We start from the raw sequence: 21,667 nt of genomic DNA, 5'->3' as shown, positions 1-21,667 counted from the left end.
GGTCGCCACGGCTTTATGTATCGGGTCGTGCCTTGCCGCTCGTGCAGGCCGCTGCCGTGGTCGTTCAGTTATCTGCTTGAAAATTGTCGTGAGGAGCCCTGCGTGCAACGCCTCCCACCGTAAGGCAAGAAGGTGCGCACGCAGGCCCGCCGTGTGTCAGGAAAGCGCCACTGGAGGACGATCCTTGCGGTAGGCGTTCTTGACGGCGATCTTGCCGTCGCGGAAGGTGAACACATCGACCATGCGTGCCTCTACACGCAGGCCGTCGGCCTTGGTCCCCTTGAAGGTGCTTTCCGAAACACCGCGCGTGCCTTGCACAAAATGCTCTCCATCCACCCAGGCCGCATCGGGGAATGCCTGCCAGGCCAGCTGAAAGCCCTCACGCACGGCTTCACGACCCACGAAGCTGCGTCCCATCAGATCAGGGCCGGCAACGGCATGAAACTCGCACTCGTCGGCCATGAAGTCCATCAATGCGTCAATGTCATGGCGATTCCACGCGTCGGAGAAACGCGCCAGAAACTGGACATCGGGTTGGGATTCTTGCTTGCTCATATGCTCTCCAGATTGCTGTCATGTCATGGGGGGCGACCATTGCAAAAGCGCCCCCTTTCTATCGAAAAATGCCTGAAATTCCGATGACTCATGGTAGGTAGCACTGGCTCCATTTCGTAGGGCCAGTTGCCGGCTATCGTTAAGTCCAAGGCCTTGCCGCGCAAGACAGTGATCCCTCGCGAGATGACGGCGGCGCGCACCGAAAGATGCCTTGAGAAAGTCCGCTTCTCCTCTGAGCGCGACGCTCTGCCCCAGCTCTTGCGGATGCAGACCGAAGCCCGCCGGCAAATGCCTCTTCTGCCGCTTCATTTAGGTGAAAACGATAGGAGAACATCAACACGCTCAATGCGGTCATCGCTGCCACAGGCGCAGGGGCAGTTCACGGCCACGCCCGCTGTCTGCACAGGGGGCGGTGGACTCCAATGCATCCCCCTGAGGTTGCGGCTGACACAGCCTGTGTCATGCCGATCTGAAGCAGGCCGGCGCGCAGCCCCGCCCGGCGAGCGCGACTCGGTGGGGCGCCCGGTTTGCAGGAGACTCGCTGCCGCCCGTCTGCGGCAATCCCGAGATTCGGATGGCCAGGCTTGCGCGCTGGCTCCATCAAAACCTGTGCCGTGGCCCTAACCAGCTGCACAAGGGGCTGGCTATGCTGCTCTGGACATCGCAAGCAGTGCATCTGCATTGACTTTGCGTCCATCAATTCCATAGCAATAGAGCGCCGCTTCAAACGCAGCCACACCAGGAGACGACCGCCATGAAAGCCGAGGACATCCGCCCCAGCCATCTGAATCCATACGACCCGCAGTACGACCCCCTGGTGGCAAGAAACCCCGGACATGGCGCCGGCTACGCTCCGACCTACTGGGTAGGAACGGCAGGCCGCCCCCCCCGAGGACGATGGTCCGGTCTGCGGCGACATGGAAGCCGATGTGGTCATCGTGGGCTCGGGCTTCACGGGCCTGTCCACTGCGCTGTTTCTGGCCCGCGAACACGGCATTCGCGCCGTGGTTCTCGAGGCCAACCAGAGCGCCTGGGGCTGCACCAGCCGCAACGGCGGCCAGGGCCAGAATGCCAGCGGCCGCCTCTATCGCTCGCAGTGGATAGAGCGCTGGGGCAAGGACACAGCCCTGAAGCTGGATGCGGAGATCCGCGAAGGATTCGACACGTTCAAGAAACTGGTTGCGGAGTTTCCAGAATGCGAGCCGCAACCGGGAGGGCATTTGTATATTGCCCACCGCGACAGAAAAATGGATTTTCTGCGCAACGAGACCCGCGTCATGCGCGAAGTCTTCGGCTACGACGCCCGCATACTCAGCGTCGATGCTGTGCGCCGCGACTATGTCGATGACGCCGACTGCCGTGGCGCGATGCATGAGCCCGACGGCATTGGCGTGCATCCGCTCAAGCTGGCATTCGGCTATCTGCGCAAGGCCCGCGAGCTGGGAGTGAAGGTGCATCCCGCCAGTCCCGTGCTGGGCATGGAGACACGCAACGGCGTGCATTACCTCCAGACACCGGGAGGCACGGTCAAGGCACGCGCCGTCGGCTTTGCCACCGGCGGCTATACCAGCAACGGCCTGCACCCCAGCCTGCGCTCCAAGATCATGCCGATTCTCTCGAACTCGCTGGTCACCAGACCCTTGACGGAAGAAGAGCTGGCCGCCACCAATTTCAAGACCACGCAAGTCATCACCGACACGCGCACGCTGCGCTTTTACTACCGCAAGCTGCCCGACAACCGCGTGCAGATCGGCAGCCGCAGCGCCGTCACCGGCGCCGATGCGCCCAATCCGGTCCATATGGCCAAGCTGGTCGAGGGCCTGCACCACAAGTTCCCGGCCCTCAAGGGAATCCAGGTGGACTACTCCTGGTGGGGCTGGGTCGATGTGAGCCACGACATGATGCCGCGCATCACCCAGCCCGATCCAAGGGAAAGCGTCTTCTATGCGGTCGGCTATGGTGGCAACGGCGTGTCGTTCTCTGCGCATGCAGGCCGGCGCATGGCCCAGCGCATCGCAGGCCAGAACCTCAAGGCCTTCGAGTTGCCAATCTACAACTCATCGCTCGAATATCCGAATGTGTTCAATATGGTGCGCTCGGAGGCATTTGCACCATTTCGCCGCATGGGGCAGCGCTTTCTCTACCACTGGTATCACATGAACGACGAGAAGAACTGACCCTGCCAGCAGCCGTTCGGGCTTCACGCAACGAAGAGCACCTTCCGCCAGGAAGGTGCTTTTTTCATGCTATCTACGGATGCGGTGCGGTGCACACCCCGGAGCCCCGGCCACAGGAAAAACCGCCTCTCTGGCACGCATATTGCGCAAGCATTCATGCCTCTCGGACAGCCCAATCCTCCCTCATCTGTCTGCGATCAGTGAAACCACCTAAGCCCATGCAGATGCCGCAAAAACGCCCTTCACCAGGACCGAGATATACCGCGCAAGCCGCGCCATGCAAGGCTTTGCAATGCACGGTCGCGGTGCATGCCGACCCATGCTGCGCGCCCCATCCCAGGCCGTGCGCGACTGGACCTAACGATTCACAGCAACTGGCCCTACTGGCTGCGCAAGGTTGCTCACTACGATCCGCTCAGAAAGCTCTTTGAGCCTCGCGATGCGGCTTTCTACCGGTTCAGCCAGAAGCGGGAATGGGAAAGCAAGTCAGCAAGAGTGAGCCCAGCAAGGGTTCTCTGGTCTAAGTCTTCAACCGATATCGCTCTAACCATGGAGAAATTGGCAATGAAAATGCAAAAACGATGGATGCTGAAAGCGGGTGCCGCAACAGCAGCACTGGCCATGACCGGCTTCGCGCTGGCGCAGCAGAAAACCGTGACCTTCGCCAACCAGGACATGCTGGTGCCTCTGCGCCTGGTCATGGAGTCGGGCGAGGTGGAAAAGGAGACGGGCTACAAGATCAACTGGCGCATGTTCTCGGGCGGCGGCGACGTGATACGGGCGATGGCCTCGGGCGACGTGCAGATGGGAGAGGTGGGATCCAGCCCGCTGACCGCTGCCGCCAGCCAGGGGCAGGACATCAAGCTGCTCTGGATCTCCGCGGATATCGCCGGTGCCGAAGCCCTGGTGGCACGCGATGGCGGCGGCATCAGCAATTTCAAGAGCATGGAAGGCAAGCGCATAGGCGTGCCGTTCGTCTCCACCGCGCATTACCAGCTGGTCGCTGCCCTGGGCAAGGAAGGCGTCGACGCGCGCAAGGTCAACATCATGAACATGCGCCCGCCAGAGATTGCCGCGGCATGGGAACGCGGCGATATCGATGCCACCTTTGTCTGGGATCCGGTACTGGCCAAGGTCAAGCAAAAGGGCAAGGTGATTGCCACCTCCGGCTCCATTGCGCAGATGGGCTATCCCACCTTCGAGGGCATTGCCGTGAGCAGCAAGTTCGCCCAGGAAAATCCCCAGTTCATGGTGGCTTTCATCAAGGCCCTGAATCGGGCCAGCGCCCAGGTGCGCGACAACCTGGCCAGGTGGACTCCCGATTCGCCCGAGATCAAGGCGATTGCCAAATGGAGCAAGGCCGACCCCAAGGACGTGCCCGCAGCCATGGCGCTTTACCGCTTCCCCAGTGCTGAAGAGCAGCTCGGCGTGCAGTGGCTGGAAGGCGGTGCGGCCAAGGCAATGACCAATACCGCAACGTTTCTGAAGTCGCAGGGACGAATCCAGGAGGTCAGGCCCGACTACGCCGCGTACGTGACCAGCAGCTATGTCAAGCAGGCTCTCGGCCGCTGACTGCCCGCCCACGACGGCCAACCCCATCGTGGCTCCCAGCTTTGTTTCACATAGGAGGGCAATGTCATGCCGACTCTGGATATACGCGACCTGACCGTCAATTACGAGGTCAAGGGCGGACACTTGCAAGCCCTGGCACCCGTCAACCTGACCATGCATGAAGGCGACTTCGTGGTCGCTCTGGGGGCATCGGGCTGCGGCAAGACCACGCTGCTCAATTGCATGGCAGGCTTTCTGGCGCCTTCCAGCGGCCAGATCCTGCTGGACGGAAAACCCATTCAGGGCCCCGGAGCCAACCAAGGGGTGGTGTTTCAAAAGCATGCGCTGATGCCATGGCTCAATGTGATCGACAACGTCGCACTGGGACTGCGCATGCGCGGCATGGATCTGAAGCAGCGCACGCAAATCGCCGAAGAGAAACTGGGCCTCGTGGGCTTGCAGAACTACGCCAGGCGTGCCGTCTATGAACTGTCTGGCGGCATGCAGCAACGTGTCGGCATTGCCCGTGCGCTGGCCAACGATCCAGCCCTGCTGCTGATGGATGAACCCATGGGCGCCCTGGACGCCTTCACGCGCGAGCAGGTTCAGGAAATCCTGCTGCGTGTCTGGCATGCCACCCACAAGATGGTGTTCTTCATCACCCATTCGGTGGAAGAGGCGCTGTTTCTCGCCAGCCGGCTGATCGTCATGAGCCCCAGCCCGGGCCGCATCTCCCATGTCTACGACGATATGCCGTTCTGCCATGAGTTTCTGCGCACCGGCGATGCGCGTGCCGTCAAGTCGCGCCCCGACTTCATCAGGATGCGCGAGGAAGTTCTAAGTCTGATTCACCACCGGGAGCCTGCCAATGTCTGAAGCAGTCCAAATCAACCATCTGCCCGCCACGACAGCGCGCGTGCAGCCCAAGACCACTGCCCCGCAGGCGTCGGGACCGGTGAAGACCAGTCGCTTCAAGACCCCCGGCGAAGGCTCCAGCCTCGGCATCAGCATCGTCACCGTGGCCTTGCTGCTGACACTGTGGTTTGCCGCCACCAATCTCGGCTGGATCAAGCCCTTGTTCCTGCCCAGCCCGCAAGCTGTGTTCCAGCAGTTCTATGAATACCTGACCGGGCAGGCCAACGACAAACCGCTGTGGCAGCATTTCTCGGCAAGTCTGCTGCGCGTGACCGTGGCGTTCTGGCTGGCCTTCATGATTGCCGTTCCGCTGGGCATTGCGATGGGAATGTCACGCTTTGCACGCGGCATCTTCGACCCCCCCCATCGAGTTCTACCGTCCCCTGCCGCCGCTGGCCTATCTGCCGCTGATCATCATCTGGTTCGGCATCGATGAAACGCCGAAGATTCTGCTGATCTTCCTGAGCTGCTTTGCCCCCCTGGCTCTGGCGGCCCGCTCGGGCATGCGCAGCGCAGCACAGGAGCAGATCAACGCCGCCTATTCGATGGGAGCGAGCTACTTCCAGGTGATCCGCCATGTGATCTTGCCGGCGGCCCTGCCCGACATTCTGGTGGGCATGCGCATTGCCATCGGCTTTGGCTGGACGACTCTGGTTGCCGCCGAAATGGTGGCGGCGAACGTGGGTCTGGGTCAGATGGTGCTCAACGCCTCGAACTTCCTGCGCACGGACATCGTGATCATGGGCATCATCGTCATCGGTGTGATCGCCTATGTGTTCGACCTGTTCATGCGCTGGGTCGAAAAGCGCCTGGTTCCCTGGAAGGGACGCATGTAAGTGCTGCCGCCCCCCCCCGGCGGGGATGGCTCCGGCAAGCAGAAAGCGGGCAGGCATTGCGCCTTCCCGCTTTTCTGTTTTCCGGTTTTTCGGCTTGTCGCCTGAGCTTGCTCGGCCTTGTGCGATACCTGTCGCACGCGCCACCCCGGTCATCATCGGCACAGCATCTCGGCCACCGAAAACAGCAAGGTCTCGTCGATATCGTGCTGCAGATCGACGGCAAGCCTTTGACGGTAGAAGACCCCCAGGTCCAGTCCTAGGCCCAGGGCGCAGACCTTCACGCCTCCCGTGCGTTCCTGGGCGGCAAGAACCTGCCGCAGATGCTGATCCAGATAATGCTCGTCATTGGCCTGATGGGTCGCCGTGTCCATGGGACAGCCATCGGAGACCACGAGCAGGATGCGGCGCTGCGCGGTCTTTGCACGCAGCCTCTGGCACGCCCATTCCACGGCCTCGCCATCGATGCCTTCACGAAAGATGTCGGGCTTGCGCAGCGCCGCAATGCCATGCCGGGCGTGGCGCCAGGGCTTGGCCCCGTCCTTGAAGACAATGTGCAGGCGCTCGTTCAGACGCCCCGGAAACTGCGGCTGGCCGGCGCGCTGCCAGCGGCGGCGCGTTCTGCCGCCATTCCAGGCCTGCGTGGAAAAACCCAGTATCTCCACGCTCGCTCCAGCCATCTCCAGCGCCCGCCCCAGCACGTCGAGCAACAGCGACAGGGGCTTGGCAAAGGTCTTCATGGAGCCCGAACAGTCCATGAGAATGGTGACTGCGGTCTCGTTGACGGGGCGCTGCATTTCGTCCTTGAAGATCGCACGCTGCTGCGGGTCCGTCACCAGCTGGGAAAGGCGGCTGCCGTCCAGATGGCCTTCCTCCAGGCCGAAGTTCCAACCATTGCGCTGCGTGCTGGCCAGGCGCTGCTGCAGATAGCGCGCCAGCCGCCCGGCCTGCAGCAATCCCGAGCGCGCCAGCTCCTCGTCCATCTGCTCCCGGAACTGGGCCAGTTGCAGCGCACGGATCAGCTCAGCGGCCTGCACCTCCCTATCGAACTCGCGCGTGAACACCCGGTAGCTTTGCGCGGTGCCGGCCCAGGCCCGGCTGTCGCCGCTTTGCGCCACGGGCATGCCGTCCTGACTCTGGGATTCAAAGTGCAGAGGCAGGGCAAAACTGCTGCGCCGCCTGGCGCTGCCGGCACCGCGTGGCACATCCTCCTGCGCCGCACGCACCGCCATGCCGACCCAGCGGCTGACGGCCAGGGCAGGCTCGACAAACTGCTGCTGCCGGTCTCTGAAGCGCCGCAGCCGATCCCAGTGCCGGCCCAGCGGGGAAGCCATGGACATCCGCGTGGACTCCACCAGATCGGCCATGCGTTCCGGTATCTCATGCCCTGTCAGTCGGCTCCAGGCCGTGATGGCCACCGTAAACAGCAAGATGCCCAAACTGCTTTCCGTGAGGCCTGAATCCACGAACGCCTGGCACCAGTTCACAAAGCGCTGGCGCATGTTCTCTCGCGCTCCGGGCCAGGCCTCGGGTACCAGGCTCTCCACGCGCAACTGCTCGAGCAGCTCGAACACCATGCGCTCCACCGGGTCCTGGGGCTGATGAGCCTGGAACAGTGCCTGGTCGCTCCAATGCAGACGCAGCCCCATGCTGTCGAGCATGCCGCGCTGATCCGTCTGCTGCGCCGGCACCTGGCTATGATGGGCCGCCGCCTGGGGTATGGGTGTGGTGCCGCGGTACAGCGTCTGACCGCTCCATTGCAGGCTGACGTCGCCGGTGACGGCGCGCAGCATGGCGCCGCCCCAGGCCTCCATGCAAGACAGCGAGGCAGGGCCGGAGGTCCCGGCGCTCATGCCAGAAACGCCAGTGCTGGTTCTGCGGGCTGCATCAGCTCCTGGGCAAAGCAGCGCTGGAAATATTCGCTCACGATGGCGTGCTCTGCAGGCTCGCATTTGTTGAGGAATGACAGCTCGAAGGCCTGCTTCAGGTCATGGAAGATGGCGATGTTCTCGGCCCAGGTAATCACCGTGCGCGGAGACATCAGCAAGGACAGATCGCCCACTGCAAAGCCCTTGCGTGTCAGCCCGGCCAGCGCCACCATGGCATCCACCTTGCGACGCCCATCGGCTGTGGCCAGCTCCGGCACACGCGCCAGCACGATGGCAGCCTCCTCGGCCGGGGGCAGATAGTTCAGGCTGGTGACCAGATTCCAGCGATCGAGCTGGGCATGGTTGAGCTGCTGCGTGCCGTGATAGAGCCCGTTGAGATTGCCCTGTCCCAGGGTGTTCATGGTGGCAAACAACCGAAAGTAGGGATGCGGCTGGATCACGCGCTTTTGATCGAGCAAGGTAAAGCTGCCCTCACGCTCCAGAACCCGCTGGATGACGAACATCACGTCGGGGCGTCCGGCGTCGTACTCGTCAAACACCATGGCCACGGGCCGCTGCAGCGCCCAGGGCAGAATGCCCTCCTGAAACTGGGTCACCTGCTTGCCTTCCTGCAGCACGATGCTGTCCTTTCCCACCAGATCCAGGCGGCTGATATGACCGTCCAGATTCACGCGCACGCAGGGCCAGTTCAACCTGGCGGCCACCTGCTCTATATGCGTGGATTTGCCCGTGCCGTGCAGGCCCTGAATGACGACGCGCCGGTTGTGCGAGAAGCCAGCCAGAATGGCTTGCGTCACCTGCGGATTCAGCCGGTAGGCCTTGTCAATGGCGGGAACATGTTCGCCCGGCTCGGCAAAAGCCGGCACGGTCATGTCCGTGTCGATGCCAAATACATCGCGCACGCTGACGGTGCGGGTGGGCTGCAGCTGGCTCAGGTCAGTCATCATCGGTTTCCGGTGGAACGTCATCGTTAATGCGGGCGATCGCCGCGACGGCCGCCTGCAGCTTGGGAAGAAAGGACAAGGCCTTCTCCTTGGAAAAACGCATGATGGGAGCCTGCACGGCAAGCCCCATATTGGAGTGGCCCTGGGGTGCCGGCACCAGCACGCCAAGGCACAGCAGCCCGGGCAGAAATTCCTCGTTGTCGAAGGCATAGCCCTGGGCGCGCACCTGATCGAGCTCCTGGTCCAGCGCCTCGAAGGTCGTCAGCGTATTGCCGGTGAACGCTTCCAGCGGCACATTGGCCAGCAGCCGGCGGCGCTGAGCAGGCGACATCTGGCTCAGGAACAGCTTGCCCGTGGCCGAACAGTGCGCGGGCACGCGCGAGCCCGGATGCAGATAAAAGCGCAGCGGCGCCGGCGTCTCCACGCGGTCCAGATACAGCACCTCGCTACCTGAAAAAGCCGTGATGTTGCAGCTCTCGCCGAGCTCGCGCACCAGTTGGGTCAGCACCGCATGCCGCGCGCCATGCGTGGTGTTGTTGAGCAACACGTTCTCCGCCAGCCGCATCAGCCGCTGGCCCGTGCCGTAGTGGCGACCGTTGCCATCTCTTTGCAGGATTCCGGCGCCCTCCAGCTGCGCAAGCATGCGGTGCATGGTCGGCTTGGGCAAGCCTGTCTCTTCCACCATGGTTTGCAAGGTGAAGGGCTGGCTCTTCTGCGCCACGGCCTCCAGCAGCGCGAACAAACGCAGATTGGGCGTGTCTCCGTCCAGGCGAGCCGAGGGGGTGTCTTCGCTGTGCTTCATATCGTTGTCGATCATATTAATTTCCATTTTTCGAGTCAATTTATTCCATAAAAAGAAATTTATTTGCACGAAAACAAAAAAATGCCATAGACTGACATCGTTATTTCTTTTTTCGGAACCATAGGTTTCAAATTTTCAAGGAGACAGAGATGGCTGCAACGGACAATCGTAAAGTGGTTGAAGGCGTTCACAAGATGACCCCTTCGGAAGCATTCGTGGAAACCTGCGTCGCCAATGGCGTCAGCGAGATGTTCGGCATCATGGGTTCCGCCTTCATGGATGCCATGGACATCTTCGCCCCCGCAGGCATTCGCCTGATCCCGGTGGTGCATGAGCAAGGTGCGGCCCATATGGCCGACGGCTATGCCCGCGTCTCGGGTCGCCACGGCGTGGTGATCGGCCAGAACGGCCCCGGCATCAGCAACTGCGTGACCGGGATTGCCGCAGCCTACTGGGCGCACAGCCCGGTGGTGATCGTGACCCCCGAGACCGGCACCATGGGCATGGGCCTGGGCGGCTTCCAGGAAGCCAATCAGCTTCCCATGTTCCAGGAGTTCACCAAGTACCAGGGCCATGTCTGCAACCCCAAGCGCATGGCCGAGTTCACGGGCCGCGTCTTCGACCGCGCCATGTCCGAGATGGGCCCGACCCAGCTCAATATTCCGCGTGACTACTTCTACGGCGAGATCGAGTGCGAGATCCCCAAGCCCATGCGCGTGGACCGCGGCCATGGCGGCGAAGCCAGCCTGCAGGCCGCCGTGGAGCTGCTCAAGACTGCCAAGTTCCCGGTGATCCTTGCCGGCGGTGGCGTGGTCATGGGCGATGCCGTGGAGGAAGCGAAGCAACTGGCCGAGCGCCTGGGCGCACCCGTGGCCACAGGCTATCTGCGCAACGACGCCTTCCCTGCCAAGCACCCGCTGTGGGCCGGCCCTCTGGGCTACCAGGGCTCCAAGGCCGCCATGAAGCTGATCGCCCAGGCCGACGTGGTGATTGCGCTGGGCTCGCGCATGGGTCCCTTCGGCACCCTGCCCCAGCATGGCATGGACTACTGGCCCAAGACCGCCAAGATCATCCAGATCGAGGCCGACCACACCAATCTGGGCCTGGTCAAGAAGATCGCCGTGGGTATCAACGGCGATGCCAAGGCCGTGGCGGCCGAACTGAGCAGGCGCCTGGCCGATGTGACACTGGGCTGCGATGCCACCAAGGCAGCGCGCGCCGACACCATCGCCACGGAAAAAGCCGCCTGGGAGAAGGAGCTCGACGGCTGGACCCATGAGCGCGACCCCTACAGCCTGGACATGATCGAAGAGGCCAAGGGCGAACGCACGCCGACCGGCGGCAGCTATCTGCATCCCCGCCAGGTGCTGCGCGAACTCGAAAAAGCCATGCCGGCGCGCGTCATGGTGTCCACCGACATCGGCAATATCAACTCGGTGGCCAACAGCTATCTGCGCTTCGACGAACCGCGCAGCTTCTTCGCTCCCATGAGCTTCGGCAACTGCGGCTATGCCCTGCCCACCATCATCGGCGCCAAGTGCGCAGCACCCGATCGCCCGGCCATTGCCTACGCCGGTGACGGCGCCTGGGGCATGAGCATGATGGAAATCATGACCGCCGTGCGCCACGACATTCCCGTGACCGCCGTGGTGTTCCACAACCGCCAGTGGGGTGCGGAAAAGAAGAACCAGGTGGACTTCTACAACCGCCGCTTCGTGGCCGGCGAGCTGGAGAGCGAAAGCTTTTCCGACATCGCCAAGGCCATGGGCGCCGAAGGCATCGTGGTGGATCACATCGAGGACGTGGGCCCGGCACTGCAAAAAGCCATCGACATGCAGATGAAGGAAGGCAAGACCTGCGTGATCGAGATCATGTGCACCCGCGAGCTCGGCGATCCCTTCCGCCGCGACGCCTTGTCCAAGCCCGTGCGCATGCTGGACAAGTACAAGGACTTTGTCTGACGCCGTCTGACACCCCCCCTGAGGCGCTGCGCGCCTTCCCCCTCTCTACCCGCTTCGCGGGGGAGGGGGACGACACCCTCGGTGCGGGGCGGCCCTTCCTCGGTGTCCCTGGGTTGGGCCGCGCCAGCTCCATGCGCTTTGGGTAAAGCTCAAGGCCCTCGAAAGCCGACTCCCAGACCCCCTGCGTTGCTCGCGCCGGGCCCTGTACTTCCCGCAGGAGCATTCATGACTCCCCCACTCTCTCTTGCCGTGGCCGCCGACGATGCGCCCGCCACGCCTCGCCCTCATCTGCAGCATCTGCAGGAGCTCGCCCGCGCCAAAGGTCCGGTCGCCGTGGCCGTGGCTTACCCCTGCGATAGCGGCTCTGTGCAGGCGGCCCTGCAAGCGGCGGAGGCAGGCCTGATCAGGCCACTGCTGGTAGGTCCACAGCAGCGTATCGAAGCCGCGGCTCGCTCTGCGGGTCTCGATCTGTCTGCCGCCGAGATCCACTCCACGGCGGACGACCCTCGCATCGCGGCGGCCCAGGCCGCAGCCCTGTGCCGCGATGGCCAGGCCCGGTCCCTGATGAAGGGCAGCCTGCACAGCGACGATCTGCTGGGCGCGGCCGTGGCGCGCGAAGCCGGTCTGCGCGGCAGCCGCCGGGCAAGCCATGTCTTCATCATGGACATCCCCGGCTACGACCGCCCGCTGCTGATGACCGACTGCGTGGTCAACATCTTTCCCAGCCTGATGGAAAAGCGCGATATCGCCCAGAACGCGGTCGATCTGGCCCATGCCATCGGCATAGTCCAGCCACGCGTGGCCCTGTTGTCGGCGGTGGAGACCGTCAACCCGGCCATTCCCGGCACCATCGATGCGGCAGCCCTGTGCAAGATGGCCGACCGCGGCCAGATCACGGGCGGCATCTTTGACGGCCCGCTCGCTTACGACAACGCCATCTCCCTGCACTCGGCGCACAACAAGGGCATCGTCTCCGATGTCGCCGGTCGCCCCGATATCTTGCTGGCCCCCAACCTGGAAGCCGGCAACATGATCTACAAGCAGCTGGTCTATATGGCCGACGCCGAATGCGCGGGCCTGGTTCTGGGCATGCGCGTGCCCATCGTGCTGACCAGCCGCTCAGACTCCGTGGCAAGCCGCATCGCTTCCTGCGCCCTGGCCGTGCTGGCCAGCGCAGGAATGCAGGCATAGAGCAAGACCTGATCAAGGCCCGGCCGGACACTGCGCTCGCCGGGCCTTTCTTCAATCGCCTATATCGGGCAGACGCCAGAAACGAAAAAGCCTCAGAGTATTTCTACTCTGAGGCTTAACGTTTGGTGCGGCTGGCAGGAATCGAACCCACGACCCCTTGGTTCGTAGCCAAGTACTCTATCCAGCTGAGCTACAGCCGCATTGGCGGAGAGGGTGGGATTCGAACCCACGGTACGTTTGCACGTACGCCTGATTTCGAGTCAGGTACATTCGACCACTCTGCCACCTCTCCTGTGTCGAAGCATCTATTGTAGCCTAAAAAATCAGGCCTTCAGCAAAGTTTTGCCGCCCATGTACGAAACCAGTGCTTCGGGCACGGTGATCGAGCCGTCGGCGTTCTGATAGTTCTCCAGCACGGCGACCAGCGTACGACCCACGGCCAGGCCAGAACCGTTGAGCGTGTGTACCAGTTCGTTCTTGCCCTGGGCATTCTTGAAACGGGCCTGCATGCGACGCGCCTGGAAGGCTTCGCAGTTGGAGACCGAGCTGATTTCGCGATAGGTGCCCTGTGCCGGCACCCAGACTTCGAGGTCGTAGGTCTTGGCGGAGCCAAAGCCCATGTCGCCCGTGCACAGGCTCATCACGCGATAGGGCAGACCCAGCTTCTGCAGCACGGCTTCGGCGTGTCCGGTCATCTCTTCCAGCGCTTCATAGCTCTTTTCGGGATGCACGATCTGCACCATCTCGACTTTGTCGAACTGGTGCTGGCGGATCAGACCGCGCGTGTCGCGACCACCGGAGCCAGCTTCGGAACGGAAGCAGGGGCTGTGTGCGGTCAGCTTGATGGGCAGGCGGTCTTCGGCCAGCACTTCGTCGCGCACCAGATTCGTCAGCGGCACTTCGGCCGTGGGAATCAGGTACAGAGCCGCGGTGTCGGGCAGGGGCTCGGCATCCTGGCCGCCCTTCTGGGCCGCAAACAGATCGCCTTCGAACTTGGGCAGCTGGCCCGTGCCCTTGAGCGAATCGCTGTTGACGATGTAAGGCACATAGCATTCGGTGTAGCCATGCTGCTCGGTCTGCAGATCCAGCATGAACTGGGCCAGCGCACGGTGCAGGCGCGCGATCTGGCCCTGCATCACGGTAAAGCGGGCACCGGAGAGCTTGACGCCGGCTTCGAAGTCCAGGCCGATGGGCGCGCCCAGATCGACGTGATCCTTGATCTCGAAGTCGAAATTCCTGGGCGTGCCGAAGCGGCGCACTTCCACATTGCCTTCCTCGTCAGCGCCCACGGGCACGGACTCATGAGGCAGATTGGGCACGGCCGCCAGCATGGCCTGCAGCTCGGTCTGGATCTGGTCCAGGCGCGTGGCCGATTGCTCTAGCTCGGTCTTCATGGCGGCCACTTCGGCCTTGGCGGCTTCGGCGGCGTCCTTTTCGCCCTTGCCCATCAGCATGCCGATCTGCTTGGACAGCTGGTTGCGCTTGGACTGCAGCTCCTCCGTGCGCGTCTGGATGGACTTGCGTTCGGATTCCAGCGCCTTGAAGGCTTCCACGTTGAGGAAGGCTTGGGGGTTCTTGCGGGTTTGCAGTCGGGCGACGACTGAATCCAGGTCTTTGCGGAGAAGTTGAATGTCGAGCATAGAGGGGGATTTTAGAGCGACTGGCCGCACCCGGCCGATACACGGGGGATGACAGCAGTCAGCTATCAAAAGCAAAGCGCCTTGCGCAGGCTATTCATAGATTTTCAGATAAAAAACCATCTGTAATCTTTGAATACCATGCGCAAGGCGCTATGAAGTTGCAAGCAGTCAGCTTGCCATGACTCAATGTCCGGTCTCGGGCGCCTTGCGCACTTCGATCTCCAGGCCCGTGGCCGCGTCGATCTTCAGACCCTTGGGCAGCGGGAACTTGATGGTTTCCTCGATGCCGTCCATCTTGCGCACGGCGACGGCCCCCAGTTGCCGGATGCGGGCGATGACCTCGTCGACCAGCACTTCGGGCGCCGAGGCACCGGCGGTCAGGCCCACGCGGGCCGCATCGGCAAACCACTCCTGCTTGAGCTCGAGCGCGTTGTCCACCATATAGGCGGGCGTGCCCAGACGATCGGCCAGCTCGCGCAGACGATTGCTGTTGGAGCTGGTCGGGCTGCCGACGACGATGACCAGATCCACCTGGGGTGCCAGCACCTTCACGGCGTCCTGGCGGTTCTGCGTGGCGTAGCAGATGTCCTGCTGCTTGGGCTCGCGCACCAGTGGAAAGCGTGCCTTGATGGCGGCCTTGATGCCTGCGGCATCATCGACCGACAAAGTGGTCTGTGTCACCACGGCCAGCTTTTCGGTCTGGCGCGGCGCCACCTTGGCCACATCGCCCTCGTCCTCGACCAGATGAATGCCTTCGGAGAGCTGGCCCATGGTGCCTTCGACCTCCGGATGGCCCTTGTGGCCGATCATGAGGAATTCGTAGCCTTCCTTGGCCAGCTTGGCGACTTCCACATGCACCTTGGTGACCAGCGGGCAGGTCGCATCGAAGATGGCAAAGCCGCGGCGCTCGGCCTCCTGCTGCACGGCCTTGGAGACGCCGTGGGCCGAGAAGATCAGCGTGGCGCCGGGCGGCACCTCATCGAGTTCCTCTATGAAGATGGCGCCCTTGGCCTTGAGATCGTTGACCACAAAGGTGTTGTGCACGATCTCGTGGCGCACGTAGATGGGCGCGCCGAACTTGGCCAGCGCCCGCTCCACGATCTCGATGGCGCGATCCACCCCGGCGCAAAAGCCGCGCGGCTCGGCCAGCAGGACTTCCTTGGCACCCACCATTTCAATACCCCCTGGCGCTACGCACCACTCGCACGGCATGACACTGGCGCGCTTGAAGCGCGGGACGGCGGCACGGGCCGACCCCAGCAAGGGCCGCCCCGCAGCAAAGGCCGTCGTCCCCCTTGAAGGGGGAAGCTGCGCAGCAGCTCAGGGGGTGTGTCATTTCAAAGTACCCCGATCAGCTTCACTTCAAACGTCACGGGCTGGCCGGCCAGCGGGTGGTTGAAGTCGAACAGCACGGCGCCGTCCTCGCGCACCTGCACCACGGCGCCGGCGTAGCTGCCGCTGCCGTCGGGCGTGGGGAACTGAACCACATCGCCTGCGGTGTATTGCTCATGCGGGTCGCCGAGCTCGTTCATGAGCTTGCGGGCCACCCACTGCATCATGTCGGGGTTGCGCTCGCCAAAAGCCTCGCCAGCGGGCAGCTCGAAAGTGGTGTGCGTGCCCTCGGCCAGGCCGATCAGCTTGTCTTCCATGGCCGGCGACAGCTCGCCCGCACCCAGCGACAGCGTCGCCGGCTTTTCGTTGAAGGTATTGATCACATCGCCCGCAGGGCCCGCCAGGCGGTAATGCAGCGTGAGAAAAGAGCCTGCCTGCACGACGGGCAGATCCGAAGGGGTTGCGCTTGTGGTCATGAAAGTCCCGATAAACTGGGCTGCATTGTAAGAGCGAGCCTATAACCTCTTCGCGGCTGCGTTGAGTTGGACGGCCCGCCCCTCCCCCCTTGTGCAAGCGAGCACTGACGCCCATGCCCATCAAAGACCTGCCCCTGGATGCCCAGCCGCGCGAAAAGCTCGCGCAGCGGGGCGCGGCTGCGCTCTCGGATGCCGAGCTGCTGGCCGTCATTCTGCGCACCGGCATGGCCGGCAAGACGGTGCTGCAGATGGCGCAGGAGCTGCTGGAGCTGCCCGGTGATCACCAGGGAACAGGCGGTCTGGCCGGGCTGCTGGCCGCCGACTACCAGGCTTTGACAGCCGTCAAAGGCCTGGGCCCGGCCAAGCGCGCCGAGCTGATGGCCGTGCTGGAACTGGCCCGCCGTGCCACGGCACAGCAGCTGCGCGAGCGGGAAGTGCTCTCCTCCCCCGAAGCCGTCAAGCACTATCTGCAGCTGCATCTGGCGGCCAGGCCGCACGAGGTGTTTGCCGTGCTGTTTTTGGACAGTCAGAACCGCTTGCTGGCTCTTGAAGAAATGTTTCGCGGTACCTTGACGCAAACCTCCGTCTACCCTCGTGAAGTCGTGCTGCGCGCCCTGCACCATCAGGCCGGCGCGGTGATCCTCGCGCACAACCACCCCAGCGGCAACGTGCAGCCCAGCAGTGCCGACAGCTCTCTGACCACCACACTGAAGGCCGCCCTGGCATTGATCGATGTTCGCGTGCTCGACCACATCATCGTCGGGCCGGGCGCTGCCTGCTCCATGGCCGAGGAGGGTCTGCTATGAGCCACGCACACCGCTCGCTGCAGGATCTGGCCGGCATCTCCCGCCATCTCAAGCAGATGCGCGAACAGGCCGAAGCACTGGCCCTAGCGCAGACCGAGGCGCGTGCAGCGCGCGAGCGTGAACACAATCTGTTTGCGCTCAGCGTCGGCAAGGTCACGCCACTGCGCTCGCGCAACGAAGTCAGCTTTCTGGAGCCGGCACCCTCCCCGCTGCCGCTGCAGATGGTGCTGGACGAACAGAACGTGCTGCGCGAAGCCATGAGCGACGAGTTCGACGTCAGCACCCTGCTGGACGTGGACGATCAGCTGAGCTTTCGCCGCCCCGGCATCGGTCTCGACGTGACCCGCAAGCTGCGTGGCGGCCACTGGAGCATTCAGCGCCAGCTGGACCTGCACGGCCTGCGCTCGGACGAAGCCCGCGAGGCGCTGGGCCAGTTCATCCGGCTGTCGCACCGCACGGGCGTGCGCTGCGTGCGCATCGTCCACGGCAAGGGCCTGGGATCGCCGGGCCGCACCCCCGTGCTCAAGGGCAAGGTGCAGCGCTGGCTGGTCCAGAAAAAAGAAGTGCTGGCCTTTGTCCAGGCCCGCCCGGCCGAGGGTGGCGCGGGCGCGCTGGTGGTGCTGCTGCAGCCGGGCAAGCGCAAGCTGTTCTGAGCCCCATCGCTTCCAATCCGATAGCTGCTCGCGTCTATCTCCATTGGGCTTGAGCCCAAAAGGTTTATCTCCCTTGCAGCACGGTATTGAGCGGCAAGGGCAGCGGCCGCATATCGCGGCCGTAGATGCGGCGTATGCGCTCGGACACCGTGGGGTGGGATTCCAGCCAGTCTTCGAGGCGGCTGGCATGGGGTGTTTCGGCCAGCAGCATATGCTGCACGATGCGCTTGTCCAGCCCCTGGTGGCTGCGCGTGTCCTGCTGCCAGCTGCCGTACTGCTGCTCGGCCAGCTCACGCTGCGTAAGCACCTTGCGCAGCACGCCGCCCAGGCCGTCCTTGCTGCGCGTCCACTGCACGGCGCGGGCATCTGCCAGAAATTCACGCTGGCGTGATACGGCGGCCTTGAGCAACTGGCCGCCGAGCCAGCCGACAAAGCCCGCAGCCTGGATGAAGAGGCCGAACCATTGCGTAAGAATGCTGTCGCGCTCGCGCAGGCTCTGGCCGAAGTTGTGAATCAGCTCCAGCCCGTAGACCATGCCGGCCAGCTGCATGTTCAGGCGCGTGTCGCCCTCGCGCAGATGGGACAGCTCATGCGCCACCAGGCCCTGCATTTCCTCACGGCTGAGCTGGTCCAGCGCACCCTGGGTCACGGCGATGACGGCGTCTTCCGCATCCCAGCCCGCCGCAAAGGCATTGATGGCCTCGGTCCGCGCCAGCACCGCGACCTGGGGCACAGGCCAGTGCGCCGCAATGCACATTTCATCGACGATATTGCACAGTTGCTGCTCGGCCAGCGAGCTGCCGGGCCTAGCCTCGCGCGCACCCACGCGCTGAGCCAGTTGGCGCCCGCCGTGACGCAGCTGATCCAGCTCTATCCAGCAGCCGCCCAGCACCAGCAGCAAGGTCACGCCGATATTCACAGCCGCAAAGCCCGTGGGATAGTCCCAGCCTCCGAATGCCAGAGTGCCCAGCCACCAGGCCAGCATCAGGCCCAGGTGCACCGATGCCACCACGGCCAGCACGCACAGGCCGAACACCAGCAGCAACCAGCGCGTGCTGCGCCTGGCCTGGCGCTGTCGCTCCCAGAAACGCATGCGCTCAGAACCTGACCTGAGGAACGGCGCGCTCCTGCTCGCTCTGGGTCGAAGCCAGCATGTCCATATGCACAAAACCCACCAGCCGCGCCACGATCAGATCCGGGAACTGTCCGGCCTGATTGTTGAATTCCAGCACCTCGTCGTTATAGGACTGACGCGCAAAACCGATGCGGTTCTCGGTGCTGGTGATCTCTTCGCTGAGCTGCTGCATGCGGGCATCGGCCTTGAGCGTGGGATAGGCCTCGGCCAGCGCCATCAGACGGCCTACCTGACCGCCCAGCACCTGCTCCGCTGCCATCAGAGCCCCCATGGCCTGCGCCTTGCCCGGCGACTGACGGGCCTTGTCGGCAGCGCTGACGGCCTCGCCTCGTGCGCGAATCACAGCCTCCAGCGTCTGGGCTTCGTGCTGCATATAGCCGCGTGCGACCTCCACAAGATTGGGAATCAGGTCATGACGGCGCTTGAGTTGCACGTCGATCTGCGCAAACGCGTTCTCCACCTGGTTCTTGTGCGTGCGCAAGCGGTTGTAGAGGGCAACTGCCCAGATCACGATCACCACAACCACTGCCAGCGCGATATATGCCGTCATACCCTCTCCCTGAAAATTTTCTCGCATCATAGCCAGTCCCAGAAAAAAGCCGCCGTGGCCTTTGGAGCCACGGCGGCAGTCATTGCGGCAACGCCGCCTACTTGGATAGATCGAGCTGGTATTTGCTCATGCCCTTGCCCGAGCCGTCATCGGCCGCCAGCACAGACACTCCCGTCAGGCCTGCCGCCTGGGCCACGCTCAAGGCATTGGTGCCGGAGCTGAACACCACCGGGCCGGCCGTCGTCACCTTGGCAAAGCGCCAGCTCTTGGCTGCGCCATTGGCCGCTCTGGTAATCTGCGGATTCTTGCGCACATACTCGATCACCACATCACGGTTCGCATCGGGCGATGCCCAGATGGCCGACGAGCCGTCGAGCTTGGGGATGAAGCTGGCACCGCTGGTGGCCCGGTAGTTGTTGGTGGCGATCACAAACTCCTGCGCCGTATCGATGGGCTTGCCCAGATAGCTGAGGTTCTTGATACGGCTGCCCAGCGGCTGGGTCACATCGATCTCGTACTGCACATCGGCGGTGGTGAACATATCGAAGTTGTAGCCCGGGAAGCTGCTGATCAAGGGCTGCTCCGCCGTCTTGTTCATGTCGATCTGGTTGAAGCGCTTGGCTGCAGCCTCCAGCCAGCTCTTGATGTCGGCGCCGTTGACCTTCACCGCGTATACGGTGTTGGGGTAGAGATACAGGTCGGCCGCGTTGTAGATGGCGAGCGAGCCGGCAGCCACATCGGTGAAGTCCTTGCCGCCCTGGAAGCCGGATTTAAACGGCGCACTCACCGACAGCACAGGCAGGCTGGCGTACTGAGGCAGATTGGCCTTGATGTAGCTGGCCACATAGGCCTGCTGGGCCTGGTTGACGATCTGGATGGCACCGGGGTCGCCCACATCGGCAAACAGCGTGCTCATGCGGAAGTCAGTGCTGCCAATGGGCGTCTTCACGTAGCTGATGGCTGCCTGATGCTGTGCCTCGATCAGCGGCGCGACTGCCGGGTCGGCATCCACAAACACCGTGGCACCCGCGGCATCCTTGTTCTGGATGTTGCGCAGCTCGCTCTTGCTGCCGGTCTTGGCCACGCTCCACTTCTTGCCGTCCCATTGCAGCGGCAACTGGATCACGCCCAGCGCCTTGCCCCAGGAGCTGGCCATGACCGCAGGCACGCCGTTGATGGTGCCGGCAGCATTGTCCACGCCGCTCTGGCTGTAGGCTGGCTTGGCCGACAGATCGGGGAACACGCTGTGCTGGTGACCCATGACCATGGCGTCGATGCCCGCCACCTTGGACAGATACAGGCCGGGGTTTTCCATGGTCGCCGAATAGGCCGATCCGTCCAGTCCGCCATGCAGCAGCGCCACCACCACATCGGCGCCCTTGGCGCGCAACTCTGGCACGTATTTGCCGGCAGCCTCCACCGCGCCCTCGGTGTAGACCTTGCCTTCAAGATAGCGCTTGTCCCAGTTCATGATGCCCGGCGTGGTGAAGCCGATCACGCCGATCTTGATGGGCAGCTTGACTTCCTTGCCATCGCTGCCCTTGGCCACCATGGTGCGCTCCAGCACGGCATAGGGCTGAACCAGCGGCTTCCTGGTCTTGCTGCTGTAGACATTGGCCAGTACGGCTGGATAGCCGTTGCCCGCGCATTTCTGGCTGGCATCCACGCCATCCACATCCAGACCGCCGCCCAGCACCTGGTTGAGAAAGGGCAGGCCGTAGTTGAATTCGTGATTGCCCAGCGTGCCCGCGTCAAAGCTCAACGCGCCCATGGCCTTGTACATGGACAGCTGCTGCGTGCAGGGGATGGGCTTGACCTCGGCCTCGTAGTCGGCCAGGGCCGTGCCCTGGATGGTGTCGCCGTTGTCCACCAGCAGCGTGTTGGCAAATTCCTCGCGAGCCGCACGGATCAGCGTGGCCGTGCGCTCGAAACCATAGGTCTTGTCTTCGGCCAGCTTGAAATAGTCATAGCTGCGCACATTGAAGTGCAGGTCCGTGGTCTCCAGAACGGCCAGCGTCGCCGTGGCAGGCTGCGCACTGACAGGCGTTGTGCTGCTGTCGTCGCTGCCGCCGCAGGCGGCCAGCAAGGCGGCACAGCCCACGGCCGTCAGCACATGGCGGCGTTGTTGCAATACCGAGAAGAAACCGCCTGAACGCAGCTTTGCGCCAGGCAAATCGAAATCCTGCATGGTTGACCCTGCTTGTTGAAAAACAGGCAGTGTCGGCAGGGCTTCTTACAGCATCGTGAAGGAAATTTG

The 21,667-nt window shown here is 63.2% G+C and carries 16 protein-coding genes, 2 tRNA genes and 2 pseudogenes; 8 read left to right on the top strand and 12 right to left on the bottom strand.

Features of this window, described 5'->3' with window-relative positions:
- Positions 1 to 156 precede the first annotated feature (156 nt).
- Positions 157 to 555 carry a nuclear transport factor 2 family protein gene (locus V8Z78_RS17930; protein WP_003062699.1) on the bottom strand — a complete coding sequence of 133 codons (399 nt, stop codon included), beginning with the start codon at positions 553 to 555 and terminating at the stop codon, positions 157 to 159.
- A gap of 754 nt (positions 556 to 1,309) precedes the next feature.
- On the opposite strand from V8Z78_RS17930, the pseudogene V8Z78_RS17925 reads away from it, so the two are divergent.
- From V8Z78_RS17925 to V8Z78_RS17910, 4 genes and pseudogenes are all read left to right on the top strand, one after another.
- A pseudogene (locus V8Z78_RS17925) lies at positions 1,310 to 2,732 on the top strand (NAD(P)/FAD-dependent oxidoreductase).
- 564 nt (positions 2,733 to 3,296) lie between these two features.
- Positions 3,297 to 4,304, top strand: a complete 1,008-nt coding sequence (tauA, locus tag V8Z78_RS17920) for a taurine ABC transporter substrate-binding protein (RefSeq protein WP_003062701.1) — start codon at positions 3,297 to 3,299, stop codon at positions 4,302 to 4,304.
- Positions 4,305 to 4,370: 66 nt separating this feature from the next.
- The gene (locus V8Z78_RS17915; protein ID WP_003062702.1) at positions 4,371 to 5,159 is read left to right on the top strand and encodes a taurine ABC transporter ATP-binding protein; all 789 of its coding nucleotides are present in this window, start codon (positions 4,371 to 4,373) and stop codon (positions 5,157 to 5,159) included.
- Positions 5,152 to 6,034: pseudogene (locus tag V8Z78_RS17910) on the top strand (ABC transporter permease subunit). The gene V8Z78_RS17915 and the pseudogene V8Z78_RS17910 overlap by 8 nt, the downstream one beginning before the upstream one ends.
- A 152-nt stretch (positions 6,035 to 6,186) precedes the next feature.
- Here the strand turns inward: V8Z78_RS17910 and V8Z78_RS17905 are convergent.
- Genes V8Z78_RS17905 through V8Z78_RS17895 form a run of 3 tightly spaced genes read right to left on the bottom strand, consistent with a single transcriptional unit; the run spans position 6,187 to position 9,681 of the window.
- Complete coding sequence (locus tag V8Z78_RS17905; protein WP_349731852.1) at positions 6,187 to 7,884, bottom strand: cobaltochelatase CobT-related protein; 1,698 nt, start codon at positions 7,882 to 7,884, stop codon at positions 6,187 to 6,189.
- Positions 7,881 to 8,864 carry an AAA family ATPase gene (locus tag V8Z78_RS17900; protein ID WP_349731851.1) on the bottom strand — a complete coding sequence of 328 codons (984 nt, stop codon included), beginning with the start codon at positions 8,862 to 8,864 and terminating at the stop codon, positions 7,881 to 7,883. Before V8Z78_RS17900 ends, V8Z78_RS17905 begins: the two co-directional genes overlap by 4 nt.
- Complete coding sequence (locus V8Z78_RS17895; protein ID WP_057093293.1) at positions 8,857 to 9,681, bottom strand: IclR family transcriptional regulator; 825 nt, start codon at positions 9,679 to 9,681, stop codon at positions 8,857 to 8,859. The genes V8Z78_RS17900 and V8Z78_RS17895 overlap by 8 nt, the downstream gene beginning before the upstream one ends.
- 134 nt (positions 9,682 to 9,815) lie before the next feature.
- On the opposite strand from V8Z78_RS17895, the gene xsc reads away from it, so the two are divergent.
- Together xsc and V8Z78_RS17885 are read left to right on the top strand one after the other, a co-directional pair.
- A complete protein-coding gene (gene xsc, locus V8Z78_RS17890) occupies positions 9,816 to 11,627 on the top strand; it encodes a sulfoacetaldehyde acetyltransferase (protein ID WP_003062707.1) in 1,812 nt (603 codons plus the stop codon).
- 225 nt (positions 11,628 to 11,852) lie between these two features.
- Positions 11,853 to 12,818, top strand: coding sequence for a bifunctional enoyl-CoA hydratase/phosphate acetyltransferase (locus V8Z78_RS17885; protein ID WP_057093294.1), 966 nt, complete (start codon positions 11,853 to 11,855; stop codon positions 12,816 to 12,818).
- Positions 12,819 to 12,941: 123 nt separating this feature from the next.
- On the opposite strand, the gene V8Z78_RS17880 is transcribed toward V8Z78_RS17885, so the two are convergent.
- The 5 genes from V8Z78_RS17880 to V8Z78_RS17860 all read right to left on the bottom strand — a co-directional run bounded on the left by V8Z78_RS17880 (position 12,942) and on the right by V8Z78_RS17860 (position 16,266).
- A tRNA-Arg gene (locus tag V8Z78_RS17880) sits at positions 12,942 to 13,018 on the bottom strand.
- Positions 13,019 to 13,020: 2 nt separating this feature from the next.
- Positions 13,021 to 13,110: transfer RNA gene (locus V8Z78_RS17875), tRNA-Ser, on the bottom strand.
- Positions 13,111 to 13,141: 31 nt separating this feature from the next.
- Positions 13,142 to 14,458 carry a serine--tRNA ligase gene (gene serS / locus V8Z78_RS17870; protein WP_003065910.1) on the bottom strand — a complete coding sequence of 439 codons (1,317 nt, stop codon included), beginning with the start codon at positions 14,456 to 14,458 and terminating at the stop codon, positions 13,142 to 13,144.
- Between the two features lie 183 nt (positions 14,459 to 14,641).
- Entirely contained in the window at positions 14,642 to 15,631 is a 990-nt protein-coding gene (gene ispH, locus V8Z78_RS17865) for a 4-hydroxy-3-methylbut-2-enyl diphosphate reductase (RefSeq protein WP_003065908.1), read from the bottom strand.
- A 164-nt stretch (positions 15,632 to 15,795) separates the two neighbouring features.
- Positions 15,796 to 16,266, bottom strand: coding sequence for an FKBP-type peptidyl-prolyl cis-trans isomerase (locus tag V8Z78_RS17860; protein WP_003052041.1), 471 nt, complete (start codon positions 16,264 to 16,266; stop codon positions 15,796 to 15,798).
- A gap of 113 nt (positions 16,267 to 16,379) precedes the next feature.
- Between V8Z78_RS17860 and radC the strand changes: the two genes are divergently transcribed.
- Together radC and V8Z78_RS17850 are read left to right on the top strand one after the other, a co-directional pair.
- On the top strand, positions 16,380 to 17,072 hold the full coding sequence (gene radC, locus V8Z78_RS17855) for a RadC family protein (protein WP_349731850.1): 693 nt from the start codon (positions 16,380 to 16,382) through the stop codon (positions 17,070 to 17,072).
- The gene (locus tag V8Z78_RS17850) at positions 17,069 to 17,725 is read left to right on the top strand and encodes a Smr/MutS family protein (RefSeq protein WP_349731849.1); all 657 of its coding nucleotides are present in this window, start codon (positions 17,069 to 17,071) and stop codon (positions 17,723 to 17,725) included. The genes radC and V8Z78_RS17850 overlap by 4 nt, the downstream gene beginning before the upstream one ends.
- 64 nt (positions 17,726 to 17,789) lie before the next feature.
- Here V8Z78_RS17850 and V8Z78_RS17845 read toward each other — a convergent pair whose 3' ends face one another.
- The 3 genes from V8Z78_RS17845 to V8Z78_RS17835 form a co-directional block, all read right to left on the bottom strand.
- Positions 17,790 to 18,818: a M48 family metalloprotease gene (locus tag V8Z78_RS17845; protein ID WP_279088578.1), complete on the bottom strand. Its 1,029-nt coding sequence runs from the start codon at positions 18,816 to 18,818 to the stop codon at positions 17,790 to 17,792.
- Between the two features lie 4 nt (positions 18,819 to 18,822).
- Entirely contained in the window at positions 18,823 to 19,410 is a 588-nt protein-coding gene (locus V8Z78_RS17840) for a LemA family protein (RefSeq protein WP_003065903.1), read from the bottom strand.
- A gap of 97 nt (positions 19,411 to 19,507) precedes the next feature.
- Positions 19,508 to 21,598 carry a bifunctional 2',3'-cyclic-nucleotide 2'-phosphodiesterase/3'-nucleotidase gene (locus V8Z78_RS17835; RefSeq protein WP_349731848.1) on the bottom strand — a complete coding sequence of 697 codons (2,091 nt, stop codon included), beginning with the start codon at positions 21,596 to 21,598 and terminating at the stop codon, positions 19,508 to 19,510.
- Positions 21,599 to 21,667 lie beyond the last annotated feature (69 nt).

The sequence above is a fragment of the Comamonas sp. wu1-DMT genome (genome assembly GCF_040187805.1).
Classification (GTDB): Bacteria; Pseudomonadota; Gammaproteobacteria; order Burkholderiales; family Burkholderiaceae_C; genus Comamonas; species Comamonas thiooxydans.
This window is presented reverse-complemented; position numbering and strand designations above follow the sequence as displayed.

Coding starts and splice junctions, on each gene's coding strand:
- serS (WP_003065910.1), bottom strand. CDS start 14,458: ATGCTCGACATTCAACTTCTCCGCAAAGACCTGGATTCAGTCGTCGCC.
- V8Z78_RS17840 (WP_003065903.1), bottom strand. CDS start 19,410: ATGACGGCATATATCGCGCTGGCAGTGGTTGTGGTGATCGTGATCTGG.
- V8Z78_RS17845 (WP_279088578.1), bottom strand. CDS start 18,818: ATGCGTTTCTGGGAGCGACAGCGCCAGGCCAGGCGCAGCACGCGCTGG.
- radC (WP_349731850.1), top strand. CDS start 16,380: ATGCCCATCAAAGACCTGCCCCTGGATGCCCAGCCGCGCGAAAAGCTC.
- ispH (WP_003065908.1), bottom strand. CDS start 15,631: ATGGTGGGTGCCAAGGAAGTCCTGCTGGCCGAGCCGCGCGGCTTTTGC.
- V8Z78_RS17835 (WP_349731848.1), bottom strand. CDS start 21,598: ATGCAGGATTTCGATTTGCCTGGCGCAAAGCTGCGTTCAGGCGGTTTC.
- V8Z78_RS17885 (WP_057093294.1), top strand. CDS start 11,853: ATGACTCCCCCACTCTCTCTTGCCGTGGCCGCCGACGATGCGCCCGCC.
- V8Z78_RS17930 (WP_003062699.1), bottom strand. CDS start 555: ATGAGCAAGCAAGAATCCCAACCCGATGTCCAGTTTCTGGCGCGTTTC.
- xsc (WP_003062707.1), top strand. CDS start 9,816: ATGGCTGCAACGGACAATCGTAAAGTGGTTGAAGGCGTTCACAAGATG.
- V8Z78_RS17905 (WP_349731852.1), bottom strand. CDS start 7,884: ATGAGCGCCGGGACCTCCGGCCCTGCCTCGCTGTCTTGCATGGAGGCC.
- V8Z78_RS17900 (WP_349731851.1), bottom strand. CDS start 8,864: ATGACTGACCTGAGCCAGCTGCAGCCCACCCGCACCGTCAGCGTGCGC.
- tauA (WP_003062701.1), top strand. CDS start 3,297: ATGAAAATGCAAAAACGATGGATGCTGAAAGCGGGTGCCGCAACAGCA.
- V8Z78_RS17915 (WP_003062702.1), top strand. CDS start 4,371: ATGCCGACTCTGGATATACGCGACCTGACCGTCAATTACGAGGTCAAG.
- V8Z78_RS17895 (WP_057093293.1), bottom strand. CDS start 9,681: ATGATCGACAACGATATGAAGCACAGCGAAGACACCCCCTCGGCTCGC.
- V8Z78_RS17860 (WP_003052041.1), bottom strand. CDS start 16,266: ATGACCACAAGCGCAACCCCTTCGGATCTGCCCGTCGTGCAGGCAGGC.
- V8Z78_RS17850 (WP_349731849.1), top strand. CDS start 17,069: ATGAGCCACGCACACCGCTCGCTGCAGGATCTGGCCGGCATCTCCCGC.